The organism is Bradyrhizobium sp. USDA 241, assembly GCF_049739505.1.
GTDB classification, from domain to species: Bacteria; Pseudomonadota; Alphaproteobacteria; order Rhizobiales; family Xanthobacteraceae; genus Bradyrhizobium; species Bradyrhizobium liaoningense.
The window spans coordinates 764,749-786,948 of record NZ_JBMGPZ010000005.1 but is presented as its reverse complement, the minus strand read 5'-3'; the positions used below and the strand labels follow the sequence as shown (position 1 = coordinate 786,948).

The window sequence follows — 22,200 nt, the reverse complement described above, 5'->3', positions numbered from 1 at the left end:
CCGTCCCTTCGCCAGTTTCAGACCGTGCGGAAGATGAGCACGGCCGTGACCAGCGAAATTCCGCTTGCGAGCCACAGGCTCGAAATCTCAAAACCCTCCTCGCCGATCGGCAGCGTGGCGATGGGGTCGGTGCCGACGAGACCGATCCACGCGAGGTGGATGACGGCGGCCGCGATCAGCGAGATGAACAGGCGATCACCGCGCGTGGTCGGGATGCGCAGCACGCCGACGCGCTCGGCCTCCGGATAGACCGCGGCGAGCCAGGTCATCACGGCCAGGGTGCAGGCGAGCGCGACGAAGAAGATCGCGGTCGGCAGCGTCCAGGCCATCCATGCGATAGACTCCATTGCTCTTACTCCTTGCGCATGATCTGTTCCGAAAACCGGCTTCCACTTTTCGGGATCATGCGCGTTACACCCGGCCGAGCGCGAAACCGCGCGCGATATAGTTGCGGACGAACCAGATCACCAGCGCGCCCGGAATGATGGTGAGCACGCCGGCGGCGGCGAGCAGGCCCCAGTCCATGCCGGCGGCCGACACCGTGCGCGTCATGATCGCGGCGATCGGCTTGGCCGACACCGAGGTCAGCGTGCGCGCGAGCAGGAGCTCGACCCAGGAGAACATGAAGCAGAAGAAGGCGGCGACGCCGATGCCGCTCGCGATCAGCGGCACCAGGATCTTGATGAAGAAGCGCGGGAAGGAATAGCCGTCGAGGAAGGCGGTCTCGTCGATCTCGCGCGGCACGCCGGAGACGAAGCCTTCGAGGATCCACACCGCCAGCGGCACGTTGAAGATGCAGTGCGCCAGCGCGACCGCCCACGGCGTATCGAACAGGCCGATCGCCGAATAGAGGTTGAAGAACGGCAGCGCATAGACCGCGGCCGGCGCCATGCGGTTCGACAGCAGCCAGAAGAACAGGTGCTTGTCGCCGAGGAAACGGTAGCGCGAGAACGCGTAGGCCGCGGGCAGCGCCACCGAGATCGAGATGACGGTGTTGAGGATGACGTATTGGAGCGAGTTGATGTAGCCCGAGTACCAGCTCTCGTCGGTGAAGATGCGCTTGTAGTGCTGGAGCGTCGGGGTGTGCGGCCACAGCGTCATCGTCGAGACGATCTCGCTGTTGGTCTTGAAGCTCATGTTGACCAGCCAGTAGATCGGCAGCAGCAGGAAGACCAGGAACAACCCCATGATGAGGCGGCGGCCGGGAATCGAATGCATCAGGCCACTCCTTCCTTCGGCTTGAGTGCGGGCACTGGCTTGAGCGCGGCCGAAGGCTTGGGCTCCACCGCCGGCTCGCTCGAAGCCTGGACTTTGCGTTCGACGCCGGCATTGGTCATGACGGTGTAGAAGATCCAGCAGACGATCAGGATGATCAGATTGTAGACCAGCGACAGCGCGGCGGCCTTGCCGAGATCGAACTGGCCGAGCGCGATCTTGACCAGCTCGATCGACACGAAGGTCGTGGAATTGCCGGGTCCGCCGCCGGTGACGACGAACGGCTCGGTGTAGATCATGAAGCTGTCCATGAAGCGCAGCAGCACGGCGATCAGCAGCACGCGATTCATCTTCGGCAGCTGGATCGCCTTGAACACGGCCCAGCGCGAGGCGCCGTCGATCTGCGCGGCCTGGTAGTAGGCTTCGGGAATCGACTTCAGGCCGGCGTAGCAGAGCAGCGCGACGAGGCTGGTCCAGTGCCAGACGTCCATCACGATGACGGTGATCCAGGCGTCGACGTCGTTGGAGACGTAATTGTAGTCCAAGCCCATCGCGTTGAGGGTATAGCCGAGCAGGCCGATGTCCGGGCGGCCGAAGATCTGCCAGATCGTCCCGACCACGTTCCACGGAATCAGAAGCGGCAGCGCGAGAATCACGAGGCAGGCTGCAACCGTCCAGCCCTCGCGCGGCATCGACAGCGCGACGACGATGCCGAGCGGCACCTCGATGGCGAGGATCACCAGCGAGAAGAACAGGTTGCGGCCGAGGGAAGCGAGGAAGCGGCCTCCGAGATCGGTCGAGGGATCGAGCAGCTCCTTGAACCAGCCGACACCGTTCCAGAAGAACTGGTTGTTGCCGAACGTGTCCTGCATCGAATAGTTCACCACGGTCATCAACGGCAGCACCGCCGAGAAGGCGACGACCAGGAACACCGGCAGCACCAGGAACCAGGCTTTTTGGTTGACGGTCTTGTCCATCAGGCGGCTCCCTCCACCAGAAGGCTGTCGGCATAGACGTGCACGTGCGACGGATCGAATTTCAGCCCGGCGCTGCCGTCCGCGCTGGTGAAGCCGGCCGGTGCGCGCGCGGCCAGCTTCGCGTCGCCGACGCGCACGCGCGCGAAGCGGATGCGGCCGAGATCGTCGATGCGCTCGATCCTGGCGACGAGCAGGCCGGGCGCGGGCGCAACGACCTCCACGAATTCGGGACGGACGCCGATCTCGATCTTGGCGCCCGAAGGCAGACTGTCGTAGCTGCGATCGAGCGCGATCACGTGGCCGCCGATCCTGGCCTCGCGCCCCCGCACCTCCGCCGGCAGGATGTTCATGCCGGGCGAGCCGATGAAATAGCCGACGAAGGTGTGCGCCGGCTTGTCGAACAGTTCGGCCGGCGTGCCGCTCTGCACGACGCGGCCGTCGTGCATGACGACGACGGTATCGGCGAAGGTCAGCGCTTCGGTCTGGTCGTGGGTGACGTAGATCATCGTGAGATCGAGCTCACGATGCAGCGCCTTCAGCTTGGAGCGGAGCTGCCATTTCAGCTCGGGATCGATCACCGTCAGCGGCTCGTCGAACAGCACGGCGGCGACGTCCGAGCGGACGAGGCCGCGGCCGAGCGAGATCTTCTGCTTGGCATCGGCGGTGAGTCGGGTGGCCTTGCGGTTCAGATATGGTTCGAGGTCGAGCAGACGGCCGATCTCGGCGACGCGCTTGTCGATCTCGGCCTTCGGCACGCCGCGATTTTTCAGCGGGAACGCCAGGTTCTGCCCCACCGTCATGGTGTCGTAAATCACCGGAAACTGGAACACCTGGGCGATGTTCCGCTTCTGGGTCGACAACGGTGTGATGTCCTTGCCGTCGAACAGGATCTTCCCCCGCGACGGCGTGATGATGCCGGAAATGACGTTCAGCAGCGTGGTCTTGCCGCAGCCGCTCGGGCCCAGCAGCGCATAGGCGCCGCCCTGCCGCCACGTCATGGTGACAGGCTTGAGCGCAAAGCTCTCCGGGGCGGCGTCGTTGCCGCCGTAGGAATGCGCGAGATCGACGAGGTCAATGCGAGCCATGGCGCACCTCCCTCAAGAGCTTTTTCTGTTCGACGCGTTTTCTTCACGCGAACCGCTACGCGCTTCGCTTGAAAACGCTATGCTTGGTGCCGCGACGAGGCGATCCGCCGCGTCGAACACGAAGACATCATTCGGGTCAAGCACGGCGTCGAGCGTCTGGCCCGGCTCGAATTCGTGCACGCCGTGCAGCACCGCCACCCAGTTCGAACCATCGCGGGTCAGATGCACGAAACTCTCCGAACCGGTGATCTCGGTCACCGTGACAGTGGCATGGAAGGCATGGCGGTCGGCCTCGCCATTGGCGAGCGCGAGCTGATGCGCGCGAAAGCCGACGCGATAGGCGCCGTCAGCCAGCGACGAATACAGCCCCGAGGCCGGTGACGCGATGCCGCCGGCATATTGCACGGAGCCATTCTTCTTCTCGATGCCGACGAGGTTGAGCGGCGGATCGGAAAAGACCTGCGCGACGCGCAAGGTCTTCGGCCGGCGGTAGACGCTGGCGGTCTCGCCCATCTGCAGCGCCTGGCCCTCCCACATGCACACCGTGTTGCCGCCGAGCAGCAGCGCCTCGGTCGGCTCTGTGGTGGCATAGACGAAGATCGCACCCGAGGCCTCGAAGATGCGCGGCAATTCGGCGCGCAGCTCCTCGCGCAGCTTGTAGTCGAGATTGGCGAGCGGCTCGTCGAGCAGCACGAGGTCGGCGCCCTTGACCAGCGCCCGCGCGATCGCGGTGCGCTGCTGCTGGCCGCCGGAGAGCTGGAGCGGCGTCCGCTTCAGGAACGGCTCGAGCCGCAGCAGCTTTGCCGCCTCCGCCACGCGCGCCTCGATCTCGTCGCGAGGCTTGCCCTGCACGCGCAGGGGCGAGGCGATGTTCTCGTAGACCGTGAACGAAGGGTAGTTGATGAACTGCTGATAGACCATCGCGACCGAGCGCTGGCGCACGTCGACGCCGGTAACGTCCTTGCCGTTGACCAGCACCTTGCCCGTGGTCGGCTTGTCGAGACCGGCGAGCAGCCGCATGATCGAGGTCTTGCCCGACAGCGTCGGCCCGAGCAGGACGTTGAGCGTACCGCTCTCGAGCGTCAGGGAGACGTCGCGGATGTGCTCGACACCCTCGACGGTCCGGGTCACGTGATCCAGTGTCACGGTCATGAGCGTCCTCCCGCTTCCAGCAGGGGACTTTGCGGCACGGCGTGGGTCCTGATCCAGTCGTCGAGCGTCGCAATCTCGTCGGCAGATAGTCGCAGGCCGAGCTTGGAACGGCGCCAGACCACGTCCTCCGCCGTGACGGCCCATTCATTGGCTATGAGATAGCGGACCTCGCGCTCGGTCAGGGTTGCGCCGAAGGCCTGGCCGAGATCGGCCAATGATTTCGCATCGCCGAGCAGCTTCATCGCCCGCGTGCCATAGGCGCGCGCGAGCCGCCTTGCGTGCTCATGGCTGAGGAAGGAATAGCCGCGCTGGAGCTCGGCGATCAGCCCGTCGATATCCGACACATCCATGTCGCCGCCGGGCAGCGGCCATTTGCCGGTCCAGCCCTCGCGCGCTTTCGCGCTGCGAAGATAGGGCGCAAGGCGTTCCAGGGCCTCTTCGGCGAGCCTGCGATAGGTCGTGATCTTGCCGCCATAGATGGACAGCAGCGGCACGCCGCCGGGCGTGTCGAGCTCGAACACGTAGTCGCGCGTCGCGGCCTTGGCTTCGCTCGCGCCGTCGTCATAGAGCGGCCGCACGCCGGAATAGGTCCAGACCACGTCATCCGGCGTGACCGGCTTGGCGAGGTATTCGCTCGCCGCGGTGCAGAGATACTGGATCTCCTCAGCCGTCGCCTTCACCTTGGCGGGATCGCCGTCATAATCGCGATCGGTGGTGCCGATCAGCGTGAAATCGTCCTGGTACGGGATGACGAAGATGATGCGGCCATCGGCATTCTGGAACATGTAGGCACGGTCGTGATCGTAGAGTTTCTTCACGACGATATGTGAGCCCTGCACCAGGCGGACTTTTGCCTTCGCATTGACGCCGGCGCCACGGCCGAGCACGTCCTCGACCCAGGGACCGCCGGCATTGACGAGCGCGCGCGCCCGGACCTGCGAGCGCTCGCCGGTCAGCGTATTGACCATGCTGACCGTCCAGAGGCCGCCGGACTGGCGAATCTCGGTGGCGCGGGTGCGGGTCCGGATCTCGGCGCCCTTGTCGGCGGCATCGCGCGCGTTGAGCACGACGAGGCGGGCGTCATCGACGAAACAGTCGGAATATTCGAAGGCGCGGGCATAGCGATTCGGGATCAGCGGCTTGCCGACCTCGTCGCGCCTCAGATCGACCGAGCGCGTGGCGGGCAGCAGGTGCCGGCCGCCGATGTGGTCATAGAGGAAGAGGCCCAAGCGCAGCAACCAGGCGGGACGCAGGCCGGCATGGTGCGGCAGGACGAAACGCAGGGGGCGGATGATATGGGGCGCGATCCCCCACAGGATCTCGCGCTCGATCAGCGCCTCGCGGACCAGGCGAAACTCGTAATATTCGAGATAGCGCAGGCCGCCATGCACCAGCTTGGTCGACCAGGACGATGTCCCACTCGCCAGATCGTTCATTTCGCACAGGAAAACCGTGTTGCCGCGGCCCACCGCGTCGCGCGCGATGCCGCAGCCGTTAACACCGCCTCCGATGATGGCGAGATCGAAAATACGCTCCAACAGACGCATCCCCCGGCGACCGCTCGTTCCGTCGAACGGCTACTTTCGTTTTTGATTAGATCACACCAAAAAACGAAAGCAAGATGAAAGAGAGGCGGAAGGAAGTGAAAGCGAAACTTTCTGGTGGGCAATGAGGCCGCGGAAATGAGCAGATTGAACAGCAATCCGAGAAGCAGCCACGCTCTTGAATAGTCAACCAGGCAGAATTATAGTCACGATAGTCATATTGGTTCACACCTCATGGCCGATCGCAACGCTGCACCCGACTCGCTTCCGACTGACGACACCTGGACGCTCGCCAACGCCAAGGCACGGCTATCCGAGGTGATCGACCGCGCCCAAACCGGCCCGCAGGTCATTACCCGCCACGGCAAGCCCAATGCGGTGGTCGTTTCCGCCGAGGAATGGGCGCGCAAGGCCGCACGCAAAGGCACGCTCGCCGAATTCCTGCTGGCCTCGCCGCTGCGCGGCGCCGACCTTGAGCTTGACCGCGTGCACGACGCGCCGCACGACGAAATGCCGTGAACCTGCTGCTCGACACCAATGTGCTATCGGAGGTTCAGCGGCCGACGCCTTCACCGAAAGTTCTGGCTTGGCTTGATACGATCGACGAGGACCGGGCGTTCATCAGTGTTGCCTCGATCGCCGAGCTTCGCCGCGGCATCGCATTGCTGGAGGACGGCCGCCGGCGCACGGCGCTGGCGGCTTGGCTTGCCCACGATCTGCCGGCACGGTTTGCCGAACGCGTCCTGCCGATCGACCAGCCGGTGGCCGAGCGCTGGGGCGATCTGATGGCTCAGAGCCGCAGGAGCGGCGTTGCGTTGTCCGTGATGGACGGCTTCTTTGCAGCAACCGCACTCGCGCACGGCCTCACGCTCGTCACGCGCAACGTGAAGGATTTTGCTGCGTTCGGCGTTCCGCTGCTCAACCCGTGGGACGACGCTTAGCCCCTATCTCAGCCGCACCACTGGCGCGGCTTCCGGCGCGGCATCCTGGGCGTCGGCCGGGGAATCGTCGATATCCGCGCCCTTCGGCATCGCCTCGACCACCTCGATGCCCTTGCTGTGGCAGATGGTGGCGAGGCGCTCAGGGAGCTCCTGATCGGTGACGAAGGTCTGGATCTGGGTGATGTGGGCGATCCGCACCGGCGCGCTGCGGCGAAGCTTGGTGGAATCGGCGACCAGCATGACGCTGCGGGCATTGGCGATGATGGCCTGCGCCACCTGCACCTCGCGATAGTCGAAGTCGAGCAGCGCCCCCTCCTCGTCGATCGCGGACGCGCCGATGATGGCATAGTCGACCTTGAACTGGCCGATCAGCTGCGTCGCGGTCGAGCCGACCACGGCGCCGTCGGCGCGCCGCACCGTGCCGCCCGCGACCACCACCTCGATGCGCGGATGACGGTAGAGCAGCATCGCGACGTTGAGGTTGTTGGTGATGACGAGCAGATCCTCATGCGAGGTCAGCGCGCTCGCGACCTCCTCCGTCGTGGTGCCGATATTGATGAACAGCGAGCAGCCGTTCGGGATCAGCGAGGCGGCGGCAGCCCCAATCGCCTTCTTCTCGTCGGCGGCGACGAAGCGGCGCGCCTCATAGGCGAGATTTTCGACGCCGGAGGCGATGATGGCGCCGCCATGGATGCGGGTCAGCGATCTCCGTTCACAGAGGTCGTTGAGATCCTTGCGGATAGTCTGCGCCGAGACTTCGAAGCGACGCGCGAGCTCCTCGACCATGACGCGGCCGGAAGCGCGCGCGATGTTGAGGATTTCGGCTTGGCGATGGGTCAGTCCGGTCACGGCAACGGCCTCAAATCAAAGTGATGCATGGTGCGGCGGTTCGCGCCTTCGGTCAATGCGCACGCCGATCACGGTTAACGGATGACGGGCCTTCACCACGCCATTTCTTACCACGCCATGGCGTTCGCAAGACGCGCGAGCAGCGTCGGATCGTCGAACGCGCTCGCGGATGTGACCGCGCCTGCTCCAACCAGGTCGGCATGGCTGAGGCTGGTCCGGATGCCGATGGTGGGAATTCCGGCCGCCGTGGCGGATTGCACGCCGGTGCGGGAATCCTCGAATGCGATCGAGGTTTCCGGCCTCGCGCCGACGAAACGCAGCCCTTCCTGATAGGGCAGCGGATGCGGCTTGCCGTGCGGCAGCTCGGCGCCGATCACGAACGCCTTGAAGCGATGCGTGATGCCGAGACCGGACAGCAGCAGCTCGGCGTTGAGGCGCGGCGCATTGGTCACGGCGACCATGGGGATGCCGGCGGTGTCGGCCCGGTCGAGCAGCGCCATCAGGCCCGGCAGCGGTGCGATCTGCCCGGCCACCAGCGTGCGGAAGACCTCCTCCTTCTCATCGAGGATCAGGGCGCGCCGCTCCGGCGCCTCGTCGGGCAGAAAGCGCTCGCCGATCGCCACATTGGCGAAACCTTGCAGCTCCCTGGAGAAGCGCGCGTGGTCGAAGACGTGGCCGTGCGGACCGAGCACCTGATTGAACGCCTTCAAGTGCAGCGGATCGGTGTCGGCGAGCGTGCCGTCGATGTCGAACAACAACGCCTTGCCCATCGCGTCGTAACTGGCCTCGATCATTTCCGTACTTTCCCAAATGCGCGACCCATCGATGCGCGAGACGTATCAATACGGTCCCGATCGCGCAATCACGCATTCACATGACGCTAATGCGCCCCTCGACAAAGTCACGCGCGACTGCAACACTCGGTGCAAGATCAAAAAGGAGGAAACGATGACGATCAACCGACGCGATCTGGCTCTCTCCACTCTCGCCGTCTCCGCGCTTGCGTTGGCCGCGCCGGCGCTCGCCGCTTCGGCGGACGAGGAAGCCGTGGCGAAGAAGGTCGAGGCCTTCCGCCTTGCCCAGATCGCGGCTGATCCGAAAGCGCTCGCTGCGCTGTGCTGGGACGATCTCAGCTACAGCCATTCCAGCGGCAAGGTCGAGGACAAGGCAACCTTCATCGCCAACGCCACCGACGGCAAATCGAAATTCCTGTCGATCGAATACAAGGACCCCACCATCAAGGTGGTCGGCCCCGCAGCGATCGTGCGTTTCCACTGGCTGGGCGAGCAGGAAATGGCGGCCGACGGGAAAAAAGTATCGACCAATCTTCACATCCTGATGAACTGGCAGAAGCAGGGCGACGAGTGGAAGCTGCTGTCGCGAGCTGCGACGAAGTTGTGATGACGTATTAACCCTCTCTCCTTGTGGGAGAGGGTGGCGCGCCGCGATAGCGCGAGACGGGTGAGGGGTTTCTATCAACGAGCAAACCTCTCGCAATCGATTCGCGGATGCATACGCCTCATCCGGCGCTTCGCGCCACCTTCTCCCACAAGGGGAGAAGGTGGGGCAGATGTGTGCTCGGCAAAAAATTCCGGCCTCGCGCTTCGCGCGCCCCGGAATGACGGCGCTTACGCCGCCTCCTTCACATCGCCGTTAACCAGCTTGCGCGCGGCGCGTTCGGCTTCGCGGGCGTTGCGGAAGAGCTGGCCTTCGAGACGGTTGAAGCGGTGGGACGAGGCGAAGAAGCAGTAGCCTCCTTGAGAGCGAACGACGATACCTGCGGTCTGCGAATCGACTTCAATGATGTAGCTGTCCGGCATGGTCCGTGGATCCCTCAGTGCGGGCAAATAACGGCACTCATGCCCAAAGGTTCCCAGGCATTTGAGGCCGTTTCCACCCCGAATCGACACGCAATTGAGTACGCCGGGACCTCATCCGTTTTATGACTGGTTCTTGGCGAAGCCGCGACGAGGATGACTCACCCGCGCCGCGTTCTGCAGCGATTGCCGCGTCTCGCAGGATGAGGCAGAGCGTCGCGCGCGACTACGTCGCGATCGGCGGATCGTTTCGCTGAATTTCCTGCGGACGGCCGTGGTCGTCGATCGAGACATAGGTGAAATTGCCGTCGGTGACGAGGAACGGATGAAGCTCCTTGCGCCGCAATGCCCAGGCCTCGAGATGCACCGTCAGCGAGGTGCGTCCGACGCGCACGAGATTGGCGTAGACCGAGACGAGATCGCCGACATAAACCGCTTTGCGAAAATTCATCGCCTCGATCGCGACCGTCACGGTGCGCGACCTCGCAGCCTTCGAGGCGAACACGCCGCCGCCGACGTCCATCTGGCTCAGGAGCCAGCCGCCGAAGATGTCGCCGTTGGCGTTCGTGTCGGCCGGCATCGCCAGCGTGCGAATGCAGAGATCGCCGCTCGGCCCGGTTGTCGCTTGTTCGCTCATATCGCTCTCACTTGAAACTGTCCCAGCCCGGATCAGGCGCAAAGCGCGCACCGAATCGCTCGGCCAGCGCGCGCAGCGTCGACACGACGTCATCCACGCCACGCGTGCGCGCATAGTTCAGCGGGCCGCCGCGGAACGGCGCATAGCCGGTGCCGAAGATCATGGCGCCATCGACCGCATCGGCATCGTCGACGATGCCTTCGCGAAGCGCCGCGATGCAGACGTTGGACATCGGCAGCACGAGGCGGTCGATCATCTGGTCGGTGACGCGCGGGCCGGTCTCTGGAAGCGGCGCCTTCTCCGCCTTGCCGTCCTTCCAGGTGTAGAAGCCCTTGCCGGTCTTGCGCCCGAGTTCGCCCCTGGCGACCTTCTCGCGCAGCCAGGCCGGCGTCGGCGGCAGGAGATCGCCGAACTTGGTCCGCAGCATGTCGCCGACGTCGAGGCAGATGTCGAGCCCAACCTGATCGGCGAGCTCGATCGGCCCCATCGGCATCCCGAACTGCTCGGCCGCGGCGTCGATCAGGCGCTGGTCGATCTTCTCGTCCAGCATCACCATCGCTTCCAGCATGTAAGGCGTCAGCGCACGGTTGACGAGGAAGCCGGGCGAGCTCTTCACGGCGAGCGGCAGGCGGTCGATCGCGCCGACAAAGGCGAGCGCGTCCTTCAGCACCTGCGGATCGTTGCCGTCATGACTGACGACCTCGACCAGCTGCAACCGCGACACCGGATTGAAGAAATGCAGGCCGACCAGCCGCTCCGGCCGCGCCAGAGTGGTGCGCAAGTCCTGAAGCGGAATGCTCGACGTGTTGGTCGCAAGGATCGCACCCGGCTTCATCCGCGGCTCGAGGCCGGCATAGACCTTCTGCTTCAGCTCGAGCTTCTCAGGCACCGCTTCGATGATGAGATCGGCGTTGCGGACGCCCTCCCCGTCGATGTCGGGGACGAGGCGATCGAGCGCATCACGCACGTCCGTCGGCTTGCGGATGATCTTGCCATAGAGCTCGGCTGCGCGCCTCACCGCGCCCGCGATCGGCTCCGCCTTCATGTCGGCAAGCGAGACGCGAAGGCCCTGCCCTGCACACCAGGCCGCGATGTCGCCGCCCATGGCGCCGGCGCCGATGACATGGACGTGCTTGATCGCATTGCCGCTGCCTGCGGCCTTCTTCATCTGCTCGCGCAGGAAGAAGACGCGGATCAAATTCTGCGCGGTCGGCGTCACCATCAATTTGGCGAAGGAGGCCTGCTCGGCCTTCAGCATCGCGGCCTTGCTGCCGCCATGGGCTTCCCAGAGATCGATCAGCGCGTACGGCGCGGGATAATGCTCGCGGGATGCAGCCTTCGCCGCCTCTGCGCGCATGCGCCTGGCCAGCAGGCCACGCACCGGCCCGAGATTGGCGGCGCGCGCGAGCAGACCGGGCCTGGCCCGCTTCAGCCGGCCGAACAGCGCATCCTTCACCGCGCCGTGGACGTGGCGCTCCTGCGTCACGGTATCAACGAGGCCGATCGCCTTGGCGCGACGCGCATCGATGGTGCGGCCGGTCAGCATCAGCGCCATCGACTGGGTCGGATTGACCAGCGCGGTGAACCGCGCCGTGCCACCGAGGCCGGGATGCAGGCCCAGCATCACCTCAGGAAAGCCGAAGCGCGCACCTTCGATCGCGATGCGCGCCTGGCAGGCCAGCGCAACTTCGAGGCCGCCGCCGAGGCAGAAGCCGTGGATGACCGCGACCGTCGGCAGCTTGAGCGCTTCCAGATGGTCGACCACCGCATGCGCGGCACGGATGCGCGTCTCCACCATGCCGGGATCAGACGCGCCGCGGAATTCATTGACGTCGGCGCCGGCAATGAAGCCGGACGGCTTGGCGGAGCGGATCACGAGGCCGGCCGGACGCTCGGTCTCGATCGCCGCGAGCACGGCGTCGAACTCCTCCATCACGTCGGAGGACAGGGTGTTGGCGCTTGCATCGGCGCGGTCGAACAGCAGCCAGGCGACACCATCGGCGTCACGCGTCAGCTTGAAATGCCTGTATGGACTGTCCGCCGCGGGCGCGGGCCCAAGCGTCAGGAGGCGGTCGCCCAGCGCGGTCATGATCTTCGAATCCATGGTCACACCGCCTCGATCAGCATGGCGCCGCCGAGCCCGCCGCCGATGCATTCGGTGGCAATTCCACGTCGCGTGCCGAGCCGCTTCATCGCGTTGACGAGATGCAGAACGATGCGGTTGCCGGAGGTGCCGACGGGATGGCCGAGCGAGATGGCGCCGCCGTCGACGTTGAGCCTGTCACGGTCGATCTCACCGGCGGCGCCGTCCAGCCCGAGGATCTCGCGGCAGAATTTGTCGTCGTTCCAGGCGGCGAGGCAGCCGAGCACCTGCGTCGCAAAGGCCTCGTTCAGCTCCCAGGTCTCGACGTCCTTGATCGTGAGATTGTTGCGCGTGAGCAGCGGCGTCGCCGACATCACGGGCCCGAGCCCCATGATGCTGGGATCGAGCGCGGCCCAATGGCTGTCGACGATGACGGCCTTCGGCGTCAGCCTGTGTTTTGCGACCGCGGCGTCGGACGCCAGGATCACCCAGGAGGCACCGTCGGTGATCTGCGAGGAATTGCCGGCGGTGACCTGTCCCCAGGGGCGCTCGAACACCGGCCGTAGCTTTGCGAGTGACTCGACCGTGGAATCCGGCCTCACGCCGTCGTCGTGGTCGAAGAACTTGCCGTCGCGGGAGAACGCGGTCTCGACCTCACCCTTCAGGAATCCCGCGCCTTGCGCATGCGCAAGGCGGCGATGGCTTTCGGCGGCGTAAGCATCGGACTGTGCGCGCGTGATGCCGAAGAGATGGCCGACGACCTCTGCGGTCTGGCCCATGTTCAGCTCGGTGACGGGATCGGTCAGGCCGCGCTCGAGGCCGATGATCGGCTTGAGATCGCGCGGCCGCAGCTTGAACGCCGCAGCGAGCTTGGCGGCAACGCCCTTGGCGGTGGCAAGGCCGGCGAACCAGCGCACGCCGGAATTCGGCCAGACCAGCGGCGCGTGGCTCAGCGCCTCGGTGCCGCCGGCAAGGATCATGTCGGCATGGCCTTCACGGATGTAGCGGTAGGCGGTGTCGATCGACTGCATGCCGGAGCCGCAATTGATCTGCACGGTGAAGGCCACCATGTCCTCGCCCATGCCGAGCCGGAGCGCGGCGACGCGGGCCGGATTCATCTCGTCCGCGATCACATTGACGCAACCGAGGATGACCTGATCGAAGCTGTCAGGCGCGAACGGCTGGCGCGCCAGGAGCGGCCGGCCGCACTGCACGGCGAGATCGACCGGCATGAACGGACCGGGCCCCGAACGCGCCTTCAGAAACGGCGTCCGGCTGCCGTCGACGATGAATACCGGTCGTGCCATCAGCTCGCCGCCCTCTGCTCACCGAGTTCCTGGAAGAACTGATGCACATTGGCGGTTTTCTTGTAAATCGGCGACAGCGCCTCCGGCGCAAAATCGTCGACCTCTATCACTTTTGTGACGGCTTCGCGGGCGACGGCGAGCTGCTCGCCCTCAGCCTGCGTGATCACGCCCTTGGCGACCGCTTCCTTCCAGTCGCGGATCTGCGCGGCGCGGAGGCGCCTGGCGATGGCGTCCGTGCTGGCGACCAGCTCGAACGCGCGCTCCAGCCGGGCAAAACCGCCGTCGTCGTCGACCCGGGCCAGATCCGGCGTGAGGCGCTCGCGTGCCGCCGACGGCTCCAGGACCAGACTCGCGCATTGGTGCACGACGCGGTCGGAGGGGCCGAGCACGCGCGCGCCGAACGGCTGGACCACGAGCCTGAGGAAGCCCGCGACGAAGCGGTTGGGCAGATTGGCGAGGATCTCGGCGAGCCGGTTCTCGATGGTCCGGAAGCCGGTCGCCATGCACCATTCCAGCGCGGCAAAATCCTCCTTCTGCCGGCTCTCGTCCTGCCAGCGCTTCAGCGCGGCCGAGAGCAGATAGAGCTCGGACAGGATGTCGCCGAAGCGGGCCGACAGCATCTCCTTGCGCTTGAGCGCGCCGCCGAGCGTCAGCAGCGCCATGTCGGCGCAGAGCGCAAAGGCCGCGGAGTAGCGCGAGAGCTGGCGATAAAATGGCGTCGCATCGCCCGCATCGGGCGCCGGCGCGAATGCGCCAAAGGTCCAGCTGCGGCCAAAGGCGCGGAACAGTGTCCGGAAACTATGGCCGACATGTTTCCAGAACGCCTTGTCGAAGGCGCTGAGGCCGCGCTCGCGGTCGGAATCGGCGAGCGCATTCATCTCGTCGAGCAGATAGGGGTGCGCGCGGATGGCACCTTGCCCGAATACGATGAGGTTGCGGGTCAGGATGTTGGCGCCCTCGACCGTGATGCCGACCGGGACGGCGCGGTGCAGATTGCCGAGATAGTTTTGCGGACCGTCGATCACGGCCTTGCCGCCATGGATGTCCATGGCGTCATCGATCGCGGTGCGCATCCGCTCGGTCGCATGCAGTTTCATGATGCCGGAAATGACGGCGGGATGAATGCCGGCATTCAGCGCCGCACAGGTCAGCCGGCGTGCGGCATCGAGCTGGTAGGCGGTGGCATTGATGCGGGCGAGCGGCTCCTCGACACCTTCGAACTTGGAGATGGAGATGCCGAACTGCTCGCGGATGCGGGCATAGGCGCCGGTGGTGCGCGCCGCATAGGCGGCGCCCGCGGCAGAGAGCGACGGCAGCGAGATGCCGCGGCCGGCGGCCAGCGCCGTCATCAGCATCTTCCAACCCTGCCCGAGGCGCTCCTTGCCGCCGATGACATAGTCGAGCGGGATGAAGACGTCGCGTCCCCAATTCGGTCCGTTCTGGAACACCTGCATCGATGGCAGATGGCGCTGGCCGATCTCGACACCGGGCAGATTGGTCGGGATCAGCGCCACGGTGATGCCGAGCTCTTCTCGATCGCCGACCAGACGATCCGGGTCGTAAGCCTTGAAGGCAAGGCCCAGGAGCGTCGCGACGGGACCGAGCGTGATGTAGCGCTTGTGCCAGTTGAGCCTGAGGCCGACGACCTCGCGGCCCTCGAACTCGCCCTTGCAGACGATGCCGGTGTCGACCATCGAGGCCGCATCGGACCCGGCCTCCGGGCTGGTGAGCCCGAAGCAGGGAATGTCGCGGCCGTCGGCGAGGCGTGGCAGCCAGCGTTCCTGCTGCTCCCTGGTGCCGAAGCGCATCAGGAGCTCGCCGGGACCGAGCGAGTTCGGCACCATCACGGTGACGGCCGCGGCGATCGAGCGGGTCGAGATCTTGCGCACCACTTCCGAATGCGCGTAAGGTGAGAAGCCGAGGCCGCCGAACTCCTTCGGGATGATCATGCCGAAGAACTTCTCGCGCTTGACGAAATGCCAGACATCCTGCGGCAGGTCGCGCCATTCCCAGAAGATCTTCCACTCGTCGAGCATGGCGCAGAGCTCGTCGACGGGACCGCCCAGGAAGGCCCGTTCCTCATCGGTCAGCCTCGCCTGCGGCACCTTCAGCAGCTTCGACCAATCAGGGTCGCCGGTGAAGAGATCGGCGTCCCACCAGACGTCTCCGGCCTCCAGCGCCTCGCGCTCGGTGTCGGACATCGCCGGCAGCACGCCGCGCGCCCAGGAAAAGATCGGCTTTGTGATGGTGTCGCGGCGGAAGCTCATGGCAGACCTCATGCATCGGCGCGGTGATCAGGCATTTTAGCGGAAAGTGGGTGGTTGCGTGAAAGGTTCGGCTGCAAAATTGACGCGGCCGAGCGGCCCCGCACCATAACGGCCAGGGTGGGACGGCAGTTCCGGGAGGGGGATTGGAGCAAGCTCTCTCAGCGTCATTCCGGGGCGACGCGCAAGCGTCGAGCCCGGAATCCATAACCACGATCGGGAGTATGGATTCCGGGCTCGCGCCTGACGGCGCGCCCCGGAATGACGGCGTTGAGGGAGACGGGCCTAATCCGGCCGGATCATCTCGAACATGTTTTCAGGCTTGATCTCGAAATAATCGCCGCGGCGGCCGGCGCGGACGATCGGGCGGGCGGCGGCGGTCTGGTAGACGCCGTCCTTGATCAGGGCCTTGTCGATGTGGACGGCGACGACCTCCCCTAACGTCAGCCAGGCGTCGGCCTCCTTGCCGTCGGCGCCCTTGAGGCGGACGATGTCGGACACCTTGCACTCGAAGGCGACGGGGCTCTCACCCACCCGCGGCACGTTGACGAGCTTGCCGGGCACGGCGGTGAGCCCCGCAAGCTTGAACTCGTCGACCTCGGGCGCGACATGCGCCGCGGTCGCGTTCATGTGCTTGGCCAGGTCCATCGTGGCCAGATTCCAGACGAACTCGCCGGTCTGCTGCATGTTCTCGACCGTGTCCTTCCAGTTGGTGGAGGAGAAGCCGATGATCGGCGGCACGTAACAGAACGCGTTGAAGAAGCTGTAGGGCGCGAGGTTGACGTGGCCCTTGGTATCGCGGGAGGAGATCCAGCCGATCGGCCGCGGCGCGATGATGGCGTTGAAGGGATCGTGCTTGAGGCCGTGGCCCTTGGAGGGCTCATAGAAGTACAGGTCTTTGTCGGTCACGCGGGTGCTTCTCCAATGCCCGTCATTCCGGGGCGATGCGAAGCATCGAACCCGGAATCTCGAGATTCCGAGTTCGGTCCTACGGACCGCCCCGGAATGACGGCAAGGACGTTATAGGAGAAACTTCCCGCCCCGTCAGTGGCGCGGCGACAGACCCGCGATGACGAAATCGATCATCTGGTCGATGTTCGGGCCAGGCTTGGTGGCACACTGGGCGATCATCTGGGGGTGGAAGAAGCGGATCATCGCGGTGCACGAGCAGAGCGCGGCCAGTTGCAGGTCCGGCGCCTCGAACTCGCCGGAGGCGACGCCTTGCGCGATCATCTGGCCGACGACGCCGGCGATGCACTCCATATGGGCGACGCAGACGTCCCAGTCCTCCTCCATCGCGATCGCGACCATCTCGTGCAGCTTGTTGTCGCCGACATAGCGCTCGGTGTTCATGCGATGGATGGTGGTGAGCAGCTCGCGGAAGCGTTCCTCAACCGGACCCGGCTTCGCCACGATCCGCTGGGCCTCGAGCTCGACCTCGCCCATCAGCGAACGGGCTACCGCCTGATGGATCGCTTTCTTCGATTCGAAGAAGCGATAGACGTTGGCGGGGCTCATTCTGAGCTCCTTGGCGATGTCGCCGACCGTGGTCTTCTGGTAGCCGATCTGGCGGAACAGCCGCTCGGCCACCTCGAGGATACGATCCCGGGTGTCGCCTTCGATATGCTCCGAAATAAGGGCCATCAGTCAGGACTCATCGCTCAGCACTTCATCTCACTTATTCAGCCGCTTCAGCAAGCGGAATTGCTGGATGTTCATCGCTGCCATGCTGCGGCGCGGCGGGCTGCTCGGGCGTACCCGCCTCGTCCAGGCTCTTGCGGAACCAAAGTGCATAGAGGCCCGGCAGATACAGCAGGGTCAGGAAGGTCGCAACGAACAGGCCGCCCATGATGGTGATCGCCATCGGTCCCCAGAACGCCGACCGCGACAGCGGGATCATGGCGAGGATGGCGGCGAGCGCCGTCAGCACCACCGGACGGGCGCGGCGGACAGTGGCTTCCACGATCGCCTCGCGCCGGGTCAGGCCGTGCGAGACGTCGGTCTCGATCTGGTCGACCAGGATGACCGTGTTGCGCATGATCATGCCGGCGAGCGCGATCAGGCCGAGCAGCGCCACGAAGCCGAACGGGGCATTGGCGACGTTGAGCCCGAGCGAGGCGCCGACGATGCCGAGCGGCGCGGTCAGGAACACCAGGATCAGGCGCGAGAAGCTCTGAAGCTGGATCATCAGCAGCGTCAGCATCACCATGACCATCACCGGGAAGAGGATGAAGATCGAGGCGTTGCCCTTGGCGGATTCCTCGAACGCTCCGCCGGGCTCGATCCGGTAGGCCGGTTCGAGGTGGTCCGTGATCGCCTTCAGCTTCGGCGTGATCTGGTTGGTGACGTCGGGCGCCTGCACGCCGTCGACGACGTCGGAGCGCACGGTGATCGCCATGTCGCGGTTGCGCCGCCACATGATCGGTTCCTCATGGGCATACTCGATCTTGGCGATCTGCTGCAGCGGCACGGCAACGCCATTGCGCGAGGTGATGGTGAGATCACCGACACCGCCGAGGTCGAGGCGTTCGGACGGGATCGCGCGGGCGACCACGCCGACCTTCTCGATGCCGTCGCGAACGGTCGTGACCTGCGAACCCGAGATCAGCATCGCCAGCGCCTGCGAGACGTCCTGCGGGGTCAGGCCCATGGCACGGGCGCGATCCTGATCAACGACGAGCTTGAGGTAAGGCGATTGCTCGTTCCAGTCGAGCTGGACGTCCTTGACGCTCTTGTTCTGCCGCATCACGTCGCGGACCTGGTAGGCGATCTCGCGCACCTTGTTGGCGTCGGGGCCGATCACGCGGAACTGGACGGGGAAGCCGACCGGTGGACCGAAGTTGAAGCGGTCGACGCGCACGCGCGCCTCGGTCAGGAAGCCTTCGGCAGCTGCGTTCTCGATCTTGGCCTTGATGCGCTCGCGCGCCTCGACGCCCTTGGCGACGATGACGATCTCGGCGAAGGCCTCGTTCGGAAGCTGCGGATTGAGGCCGAGCCAGAAGCGCGGCGAGCCCTGGCCGACATAGGCGGTATAGGTCTCGATGTCCTTGTCGTCCTTGAGCAGCGTTTCGGCCTTCTTCACCGCCTTCTCGGTGACGTTGAAGGCGGTGCCTTCGGGCAGGCGCAATTGGAGGAACAGCTCGGGCCGCTCCGAGAGCGGGAAGAACTGCTGCTGGACCTGGCCGAAGCCGACGATCGAGGCGACGAAGACGCCGACGGTCGCGACCACCACGGTGATGCGGTGGTTGACGCACCATCGCACGATGGCGCGCAGGCCCCGGTACATGCGGGTCTCGTAGACCGCGTGCGGATCGTGGTTGTGGTGCGCCTTCATGTCCGGGAGCAGCTTGACGCCGATATAGGGCGTGAAGATCACCGCCACGAACCAGGAGGCGACCAGCGCGATCGCCACGATCCAGAAGATGCTGCCGGCATATTCGCCGACCGCGGAATTGGCAAAGCCGATGGGGAGGAAGCCGGCGGCCGTGACCAGCGTTCCCGTGAGCATCGGGAACGCAGTCGATTCCCAGGCAAAGGACGCCGCGCGCACGCGGTCCCAGCCCTGCTCCATCTTCACCACCATCATCTCGACCGCGATGATGGCGTCGTCGACGAGCAGGCCGAGCGCGATGATCAGCGCGCCGAGCGTGATGCGATGCAGGTCGAGCGACATCGTGTTCATGACGATGAAGACGATGCCGAGCACCAGCGGCACCGACAAGGCGACCACGATGCCGGTGCGCCAGCCGAGTGCCAGGAACGAGACGAACAGCACGATGACGAGCGCTTCCATGAAGGAATGTACGAACTCGCCGACGGCGTGCTCGACCACCTTGGGCTGGTCGGCGATCAGCTTGACGTCGATGCCCTGCGGCACGGCCTTCATGAACTCGTTGGTCGCCTTCTCGACCTCCTTGCCGAGCTCGAGAATGTTGGCGCCCTTGGCGGTAACGACGCCGATGCCGATCGCGGGCTTGCCTTCCTGGCGCACGACGAAGCTCGGCGGATCGACATAGCCATGGGTGACGGTGGCGATGTCGCCGAGGCGGAACACGCGGCCGTTGCTCTCGACCGGCGTTTCGGCGACGGCCTTGGCACCGTCGAGCGCGCCGGTGACGCGCAGCGGCACGCGCTGCGACGAGGTTTCGACCGTGCCGGCCGGCGTCACGTTGTTCTGCTTGGCGAGCGAATCGAACAGCGCCTGCGGCGTGATGCCGAGGGTGGCGAGCTTGGCGTGGGAGAACTCGACGAAGATGCGCTCGTCCTGATTGCCGTAGACGTCGACTTTGGTCACGCCGGGCACCTTCAGGAGGCGCTGACGAAAACCTTCCGAGACCTTCTTCAGCTGGGCATAGTCGGCGCCGTCGCCGGTCATCATGTACAGGATGGAATCGACGTCGGAGAACTCGTCGTTGACGACGGGCCCGAGAATGCCGGACGGCAGCTGGCCCTGCACGTCGACCAGCTTCTTGCGCAAGAGGTAGAAGAGATAAGGCACGTCCTTCGGCGGCGTGTTGTCGCGGAACGTGACCTGGAGCGCGGTGAAGGCGGGCTTGGAATAGGTCTGCACCTTCTCGAAATAGGGCAGCTCCTGGATCTTCTTTTCGATGGGGTCGGCGACCTGGGTCTGCATCTCCTGCGCGGTCGCGCCCGGCCATATCACGGAGACGTTGACCACCTTCACCGTGAAGAACGGATCCTCGGCGCGGCCGAGCTTCTCATAGGAGAAGAAGCCTGCGACGCCGAGCACGATCATCAGGAAGAGAACCAGCGTCGGATGGCTGACGGCCCAGGCCGAAAGGTTGAAGCGCTTCATCGCTCTCTCCGAAAAGAAGATCCAGTTGCAAATACGACAGCCGCTCTATTCACCCCGTCATCGCGAGGCAGCGAAGCAATCCAGGGGGCTGGGCAGGTTCTGGATCGCTTCGCCGCTTCAGCCCTCGCATTTGCGCTCGGGCCGAAACTCGCCTTGCAACGACGGAACTCGATTTCTCCAGTCATTCCGGGGCGCCCGCAGGGCGAACCCGGAATGACGGGAATTAGAAACTCAGTGATGAAACGATCCGCACCCGCTGGCCCGGATCGAGCTTCTGCACGCCGAGGGCGACGATCTTGGCGCCCTCCTCGATTCCGCCCGTGATGACGACGTCCTTGCTCTCGTAAGACTTCACCGTCACCGGCTTCAGCGCGACCGAGCCGTTGTCGTCGACGACATAGAAGGACGGCTTGCCGCCTTCGTTGAACAGCGCCGACAGCGGCAGCCGGGCGACGCGTTCGGTCGCGGCGTCAGACAGCGTCAGCGTCGCCGTCATGCCGAGCGCGACCTTGTCGTCGGCCTCGGGCAGCGAGAACTTTGCCAGATAGGTGCGCGTGGCCGGGTCGGCCGCCGGCGCGATCTCGCGCAGCTTGGCCGCATACTTCTTGTTCGGCTCGGACCAAAGAGTGACGCTGGCGACGCCCGACTTGGCGCGTCCGACCAGCGTCTCAGGGATCGCGACGACCGCTTCCTTTTCGGCAAAGCGGGCGACACGGATCGAGGCCTGGCCCGCGGCAACCACCTGGCCGGGCTCGATCAGCGTTGCGGTGACGACGCCTCGGGCGTCGGCGTTGAGCGTCGCGTAGGAAAGGGAATTCTTGGTCAGTTCGACCGAGCGCTCGGCCCGGTTCAGGCGCGCACGGGCCTCGTCGGCGGCGGCGCGGCTCGAATCCAGTTGCGCATCGGTGGTCCAGCCCTTGGCCTTCAGGTCCTTGGCGCGCTGCTCGGCGGCGGCGGCCTGGGCCAGCACACCGGTCGCGGCGGTCTGCTCGGCGACGGCCTGCTCGGCCTGGAGCTTCAGGTCGACCTCGTCGAGGGTGGCCAGCGGCTGGCCAATTTCGACAGTCTGGCCGACCTCGACCAGGCGCTTGGCAACCTTACCAGCGACGCGGAAGCCGAGATCGCTCTCGATCCGCGGCCTGATGGTGCCGACGAAGCTCCGCTCCGGCGTCTCGGCACTATAATGCGCGGTCGCAACCAAAACCGGCCGCGGCGGCTCGGCCTTCTCGGCAACAGTATCATTGCACCCGGCCAGGGCAGCGGCCATCAGGGCCAGCGACACACCCGCCAAGAGCTTGGAATAGCTGGACAAAACCGACCGGACGAACATCGAAGGACACTCCTGCATCTCGATTTGAGGAATGTCGACTAATCACTGACGAAAGTCAATATTCATCAGTCATCAGGAAAGCGTGATCGTTAAGGGGTGGTAAGGATTGAGCTGGCCGAGTTGCGAAGGTGCGATTGTAGAGTTGGGCAGGGGACTGTCCGCGCAGCCCGGACCGCGAAGGCG

General features: G+C 65.1%; 20 protein-coding genes. 3 read left to right on the top strand and 17 right to left on the bottom strand.

From position 1 onward, the window contains the following. Positions 1 to 17: 17 nt before the first annotated feature. The 6 genes from ABIF91_RS25590 to glpD form a co-directional block, all read right to left on the bottom strand. Positions 18 to 347, bottom strand: a complete 330-nt coding sequence (locus tag ABIF91_RS25590; RefSeq protein WP_028179650.1) for a DUF2160 domain-containing protein — start codon at positions 345 to 347, stop codon at positions 18 to 20. Positions 348 to 411: 64 nt separating this feature from the next. After that, positions 412 to 1,218 carry a carbohydrate ABC transporter permease gene (locus ABIF91_RS25585; RefSeq protein ID WP_028179651.1) on the bottom strand — a complete coding sequence of 269 codons (807 nt, stop codon included), beginning with the start codon at positions 1,216 to 1,218 and terminating at the stop codon, positions 412 to 414. Beyond that, positions 1,218 to 2,192 carry a carbohydrate ABC transporter permease gene (locus ABIF91_RS25580; protein WP_028179652.1) on the bottom strand — a complete coding sequence of 325 codons (975 nt, stop codon included), beginning with the start codon at positions 2,190 to 2,192 and terminating at the stop codon, positions 1,218 to 1,220. The genes ABIF91_RS25585 and ABIF91_RS25580 overlap by 1 nt, the downstream gene beginning before the upstream one ends. Next, a complete protein-coding gene (locus ABIF91_RS25575; protein ID WP_028179653.1) occupies positions 2,192 to 3,277 on the bottom strand; it encodes an ABC transporter ATP-binding protein in 1,086 nt (361 codons plus the stop codon). Before ABIF91_RS25575 ends, ABIF91_RS25580 begins: the two co-directional genes overlap by 1 nt. A gap of 12 nt (positions 3,278 to 3,289) precedes the next feature. Continuing rightward, a complete protein-coding gene (locus tag ABIF91_RS25570; RefSeq protein WP_028179654.1) occupies positions 3,290 to 4,429 on the bottom strand; it encodes an ABC transporter ATP-binding protein in 1,140 nt (379 codons plus the stop codon). Next, positions 4,426 to 5,976 (bottom strand): glycerol-3-phosphate dehydrogenase, encoded by a 1,551-nt coding sequence (gene glpD / locus ABIF91_RS25565; protein WP_028179655.1) that lies wholly within the window; start codon positions 5,974 to 5,976, stop codon positions 4,426 to 4,428. Before glpD ends, ABIF91_RS25570 begins: the two co-directional genes overlap by 4 nt. 231 nt (positions 5,977 to 6,207) lie before the next feature. Between glpD and ABIF91_RS25560 the strand changes: the two genes are divergently transcribed. Together ABIF91_RS25560 and ABIF91_RS25555 are read left to right on the top strand one after the other, a co-directional pair. Then, complete coding sequence (locus ABIF91_RS25560; RefSeq protein WP_028179656.1) at positions 6,208 to 6,492, top strand: type II toxin-antitoxin system Phd/YefM family antitoxin; 285 nt, start codon at positions 6,208 to 6,210, stop codon at positions 6,490 to 6,492. Continuing rightward, a complete protein-coding gene (locus ABIF91_RS25555) occupies positions 6,489 to 6,914 on the top strand; it encodes a type II toxin-antitoxin system VapC family toxin (protein ID WP_028179657.1) in 426 nt (141 codons plus the stop codon). The genes ABIF91_RS25560 and ABIF91_RS25555 overlap by 4 nt, the downstream gene beginning before the upstream one ends. A 3-nt stretch (positions 6,915 to 6,917) precedes the next feature. On the opposite strand, the gene ABIF91_RS25550 is transcribed toward ABIF91_RS25555, so the two are convergent. After that, positions 6,918 to 7,763, bottom strand: coding sequence for a DeoR/GlpR family DNA-binding transcription regulator (locus tag ABIF91_RS25550; protein WP_028179658.1), 846 nt, complete (start codon positions 7,761 to 7,763; stop codon positions 6,918 to 6,920). 107 nt (positions 7,764 to 7,870) lie between these two features. Next, positions 7,871 to 8,557 (bottom strand): HAD family hydrolase, encoded by a 687-nt coding sequence (locus tag ABIF91_RS25545; RefSeq protein WP_028179659.1) that lies wholly within the window; start codon positions 8,555 to 8,557, stop codon positions 7,871 to 7,873. Between the two features lie 154 nt (positions 8,558 to 8,711). Between ABIF91_RS25545 and ABIF91_RS25540 the strand changes: the two genes are divergently transcribed. Further along, positions 8,712 to 9,164 carry a nuclear transport factor 2 family protein gene (locus ABIF91_RS25540; protein WP_035676791.1) on the top strand — a complete coding sequence of 151 codons (453 nt, stop codon included), beginning with the start codon at positions 8,712 to 8,714 and terminating at the stop codon, positions 9,162 to 9,164. A gap of 227 nt (positions 9,165 to 9,391) precedes the next feature. Here the strand turns inward: ABIF91_RS25540 and ABIF91_RS25535 are convergent, their stop codons facing one another. From ABIF91_RS25535 to ABIF91_RS25495, 9 genes are all read right to left on the bottom strand, one after another. Continuing rightward, on the bottom strand, positions 9,392 to 9,583 hold the full coding sequence (locus tag ABIF91_RS25535; protein ID WP_028134810.1) for a hypothetical protein: 192 nt from the start codon (positions 9,581 to 9,583) through the stop codon (positions 9,392 to 9,394). Positions 9,584 to 9,806: 223 nt separating this feature from the next. Next, on the bottom strand, positions 9,807 to 10,217 hold the full coding sequence (locus ABIF91_RS25530) for an acyl-CoA thioesterase (protein ID WP_028179661.1): 411 nt from the start codon (positions 10,215 to 10,217) through the stop codon (positions 9,807 to 9,809). A gap of 7 nt (positions 10,218 to 10,224) precedes the next feature. Next, positions 10,225 to 12,321 (bottom strand): 3-hydroxyacyl-CoA dehydrogenase NAD-binding domain-containing protein, encoded by a 2,097-nt coding sequence (locus ABIF91_RS25525; protein ID WP_028179662.1) that lies wholly within the window; start codon positions 12,319 to 12,321, stop codon positions 10,225 to 10,227. A gap of 2 nt (positions 12,322 to 12,323) precedes the next feature. Next, positions 12,324 to 13,607, bottom strand: a complete 1,284-nt coding sequence (locus tag ABIF91_RS25520) for an acetyl-CoA C-acetyltransferase (protein WP_424579463.1) — start codon at positions 13,605 to 13,607, stop codon at positions 12,324 to 12,326. Next, positions 13,607 to 15,874 (bottom strand): acyl-CoA dehydrogenase, encoded by a 2,268-nt coding sequence (locus tag ABIF91_RS25515; RefSeq protein WP_028179664.1) that lies wholly within the window; start codon positions 15,872 to 15,874, stop codon positions 13,607 to 13,609. Before ABIF91_RS25515 ends, ABIF91_RS25520 begins: the two co-directional genes overlap by 1 nt. Positions 15,875 to 16,156: 282 nt before the next feature. After that, the gene (locus tag ABIF91_RS25510) at positions 16,157 to 16,780 is read right to left on the bottom strand and encodes a flavin reductase family protein (protein ID WP_028179665.1); all 624 of its coding nucleotides are present in this window, start codon (positions 16,778 to 16,780) and stop codon (positions 16,157 to 16,159) included. 135 nt (positions 16,781 to 16,915) lie between these two features. Beyond that, positions 16,916 to 17,515, bottom strand: a complete 600-nt coding sequence (locus ABIF91_RS25505) for a TetR/AcrR family transcriptional regulator (protein WP_028179666.1) — start codon at positions 17,513 to 17,515, stop codon at positions 16,916 to 16,918. Positions 17,516 to 17,549: 34 nt separating this feature from the next. Further along, positions 17,550 to 20,687, bottom strand: a complete 3,138-nt coding sequence (locus tag ABIF91_RS25500) for an efflux RND transporter permease subunit (RefSeq protein WP_028179667.1) — start codon at positions 20,685 to 20,687, stop codon at positions 17,550 to 17,552. A gap of 223 nt (positions 20,688 to 20,910) precedes the next feature. Next, on the bottom strand, positions 20,911 to 22,017 hold the full coding sequence (locus ABIF91_RS25495; protein ID WP_028179668.1) for an efflux RND transporter periplasmic adaptor subunit: 1,107 nt from the start codon (positions 22,015 to 22,017) through the stop codon (positions 20,911 to 20,913). Positions 22,018 to 22,200 lie beyond the last annotated feature (183 nt).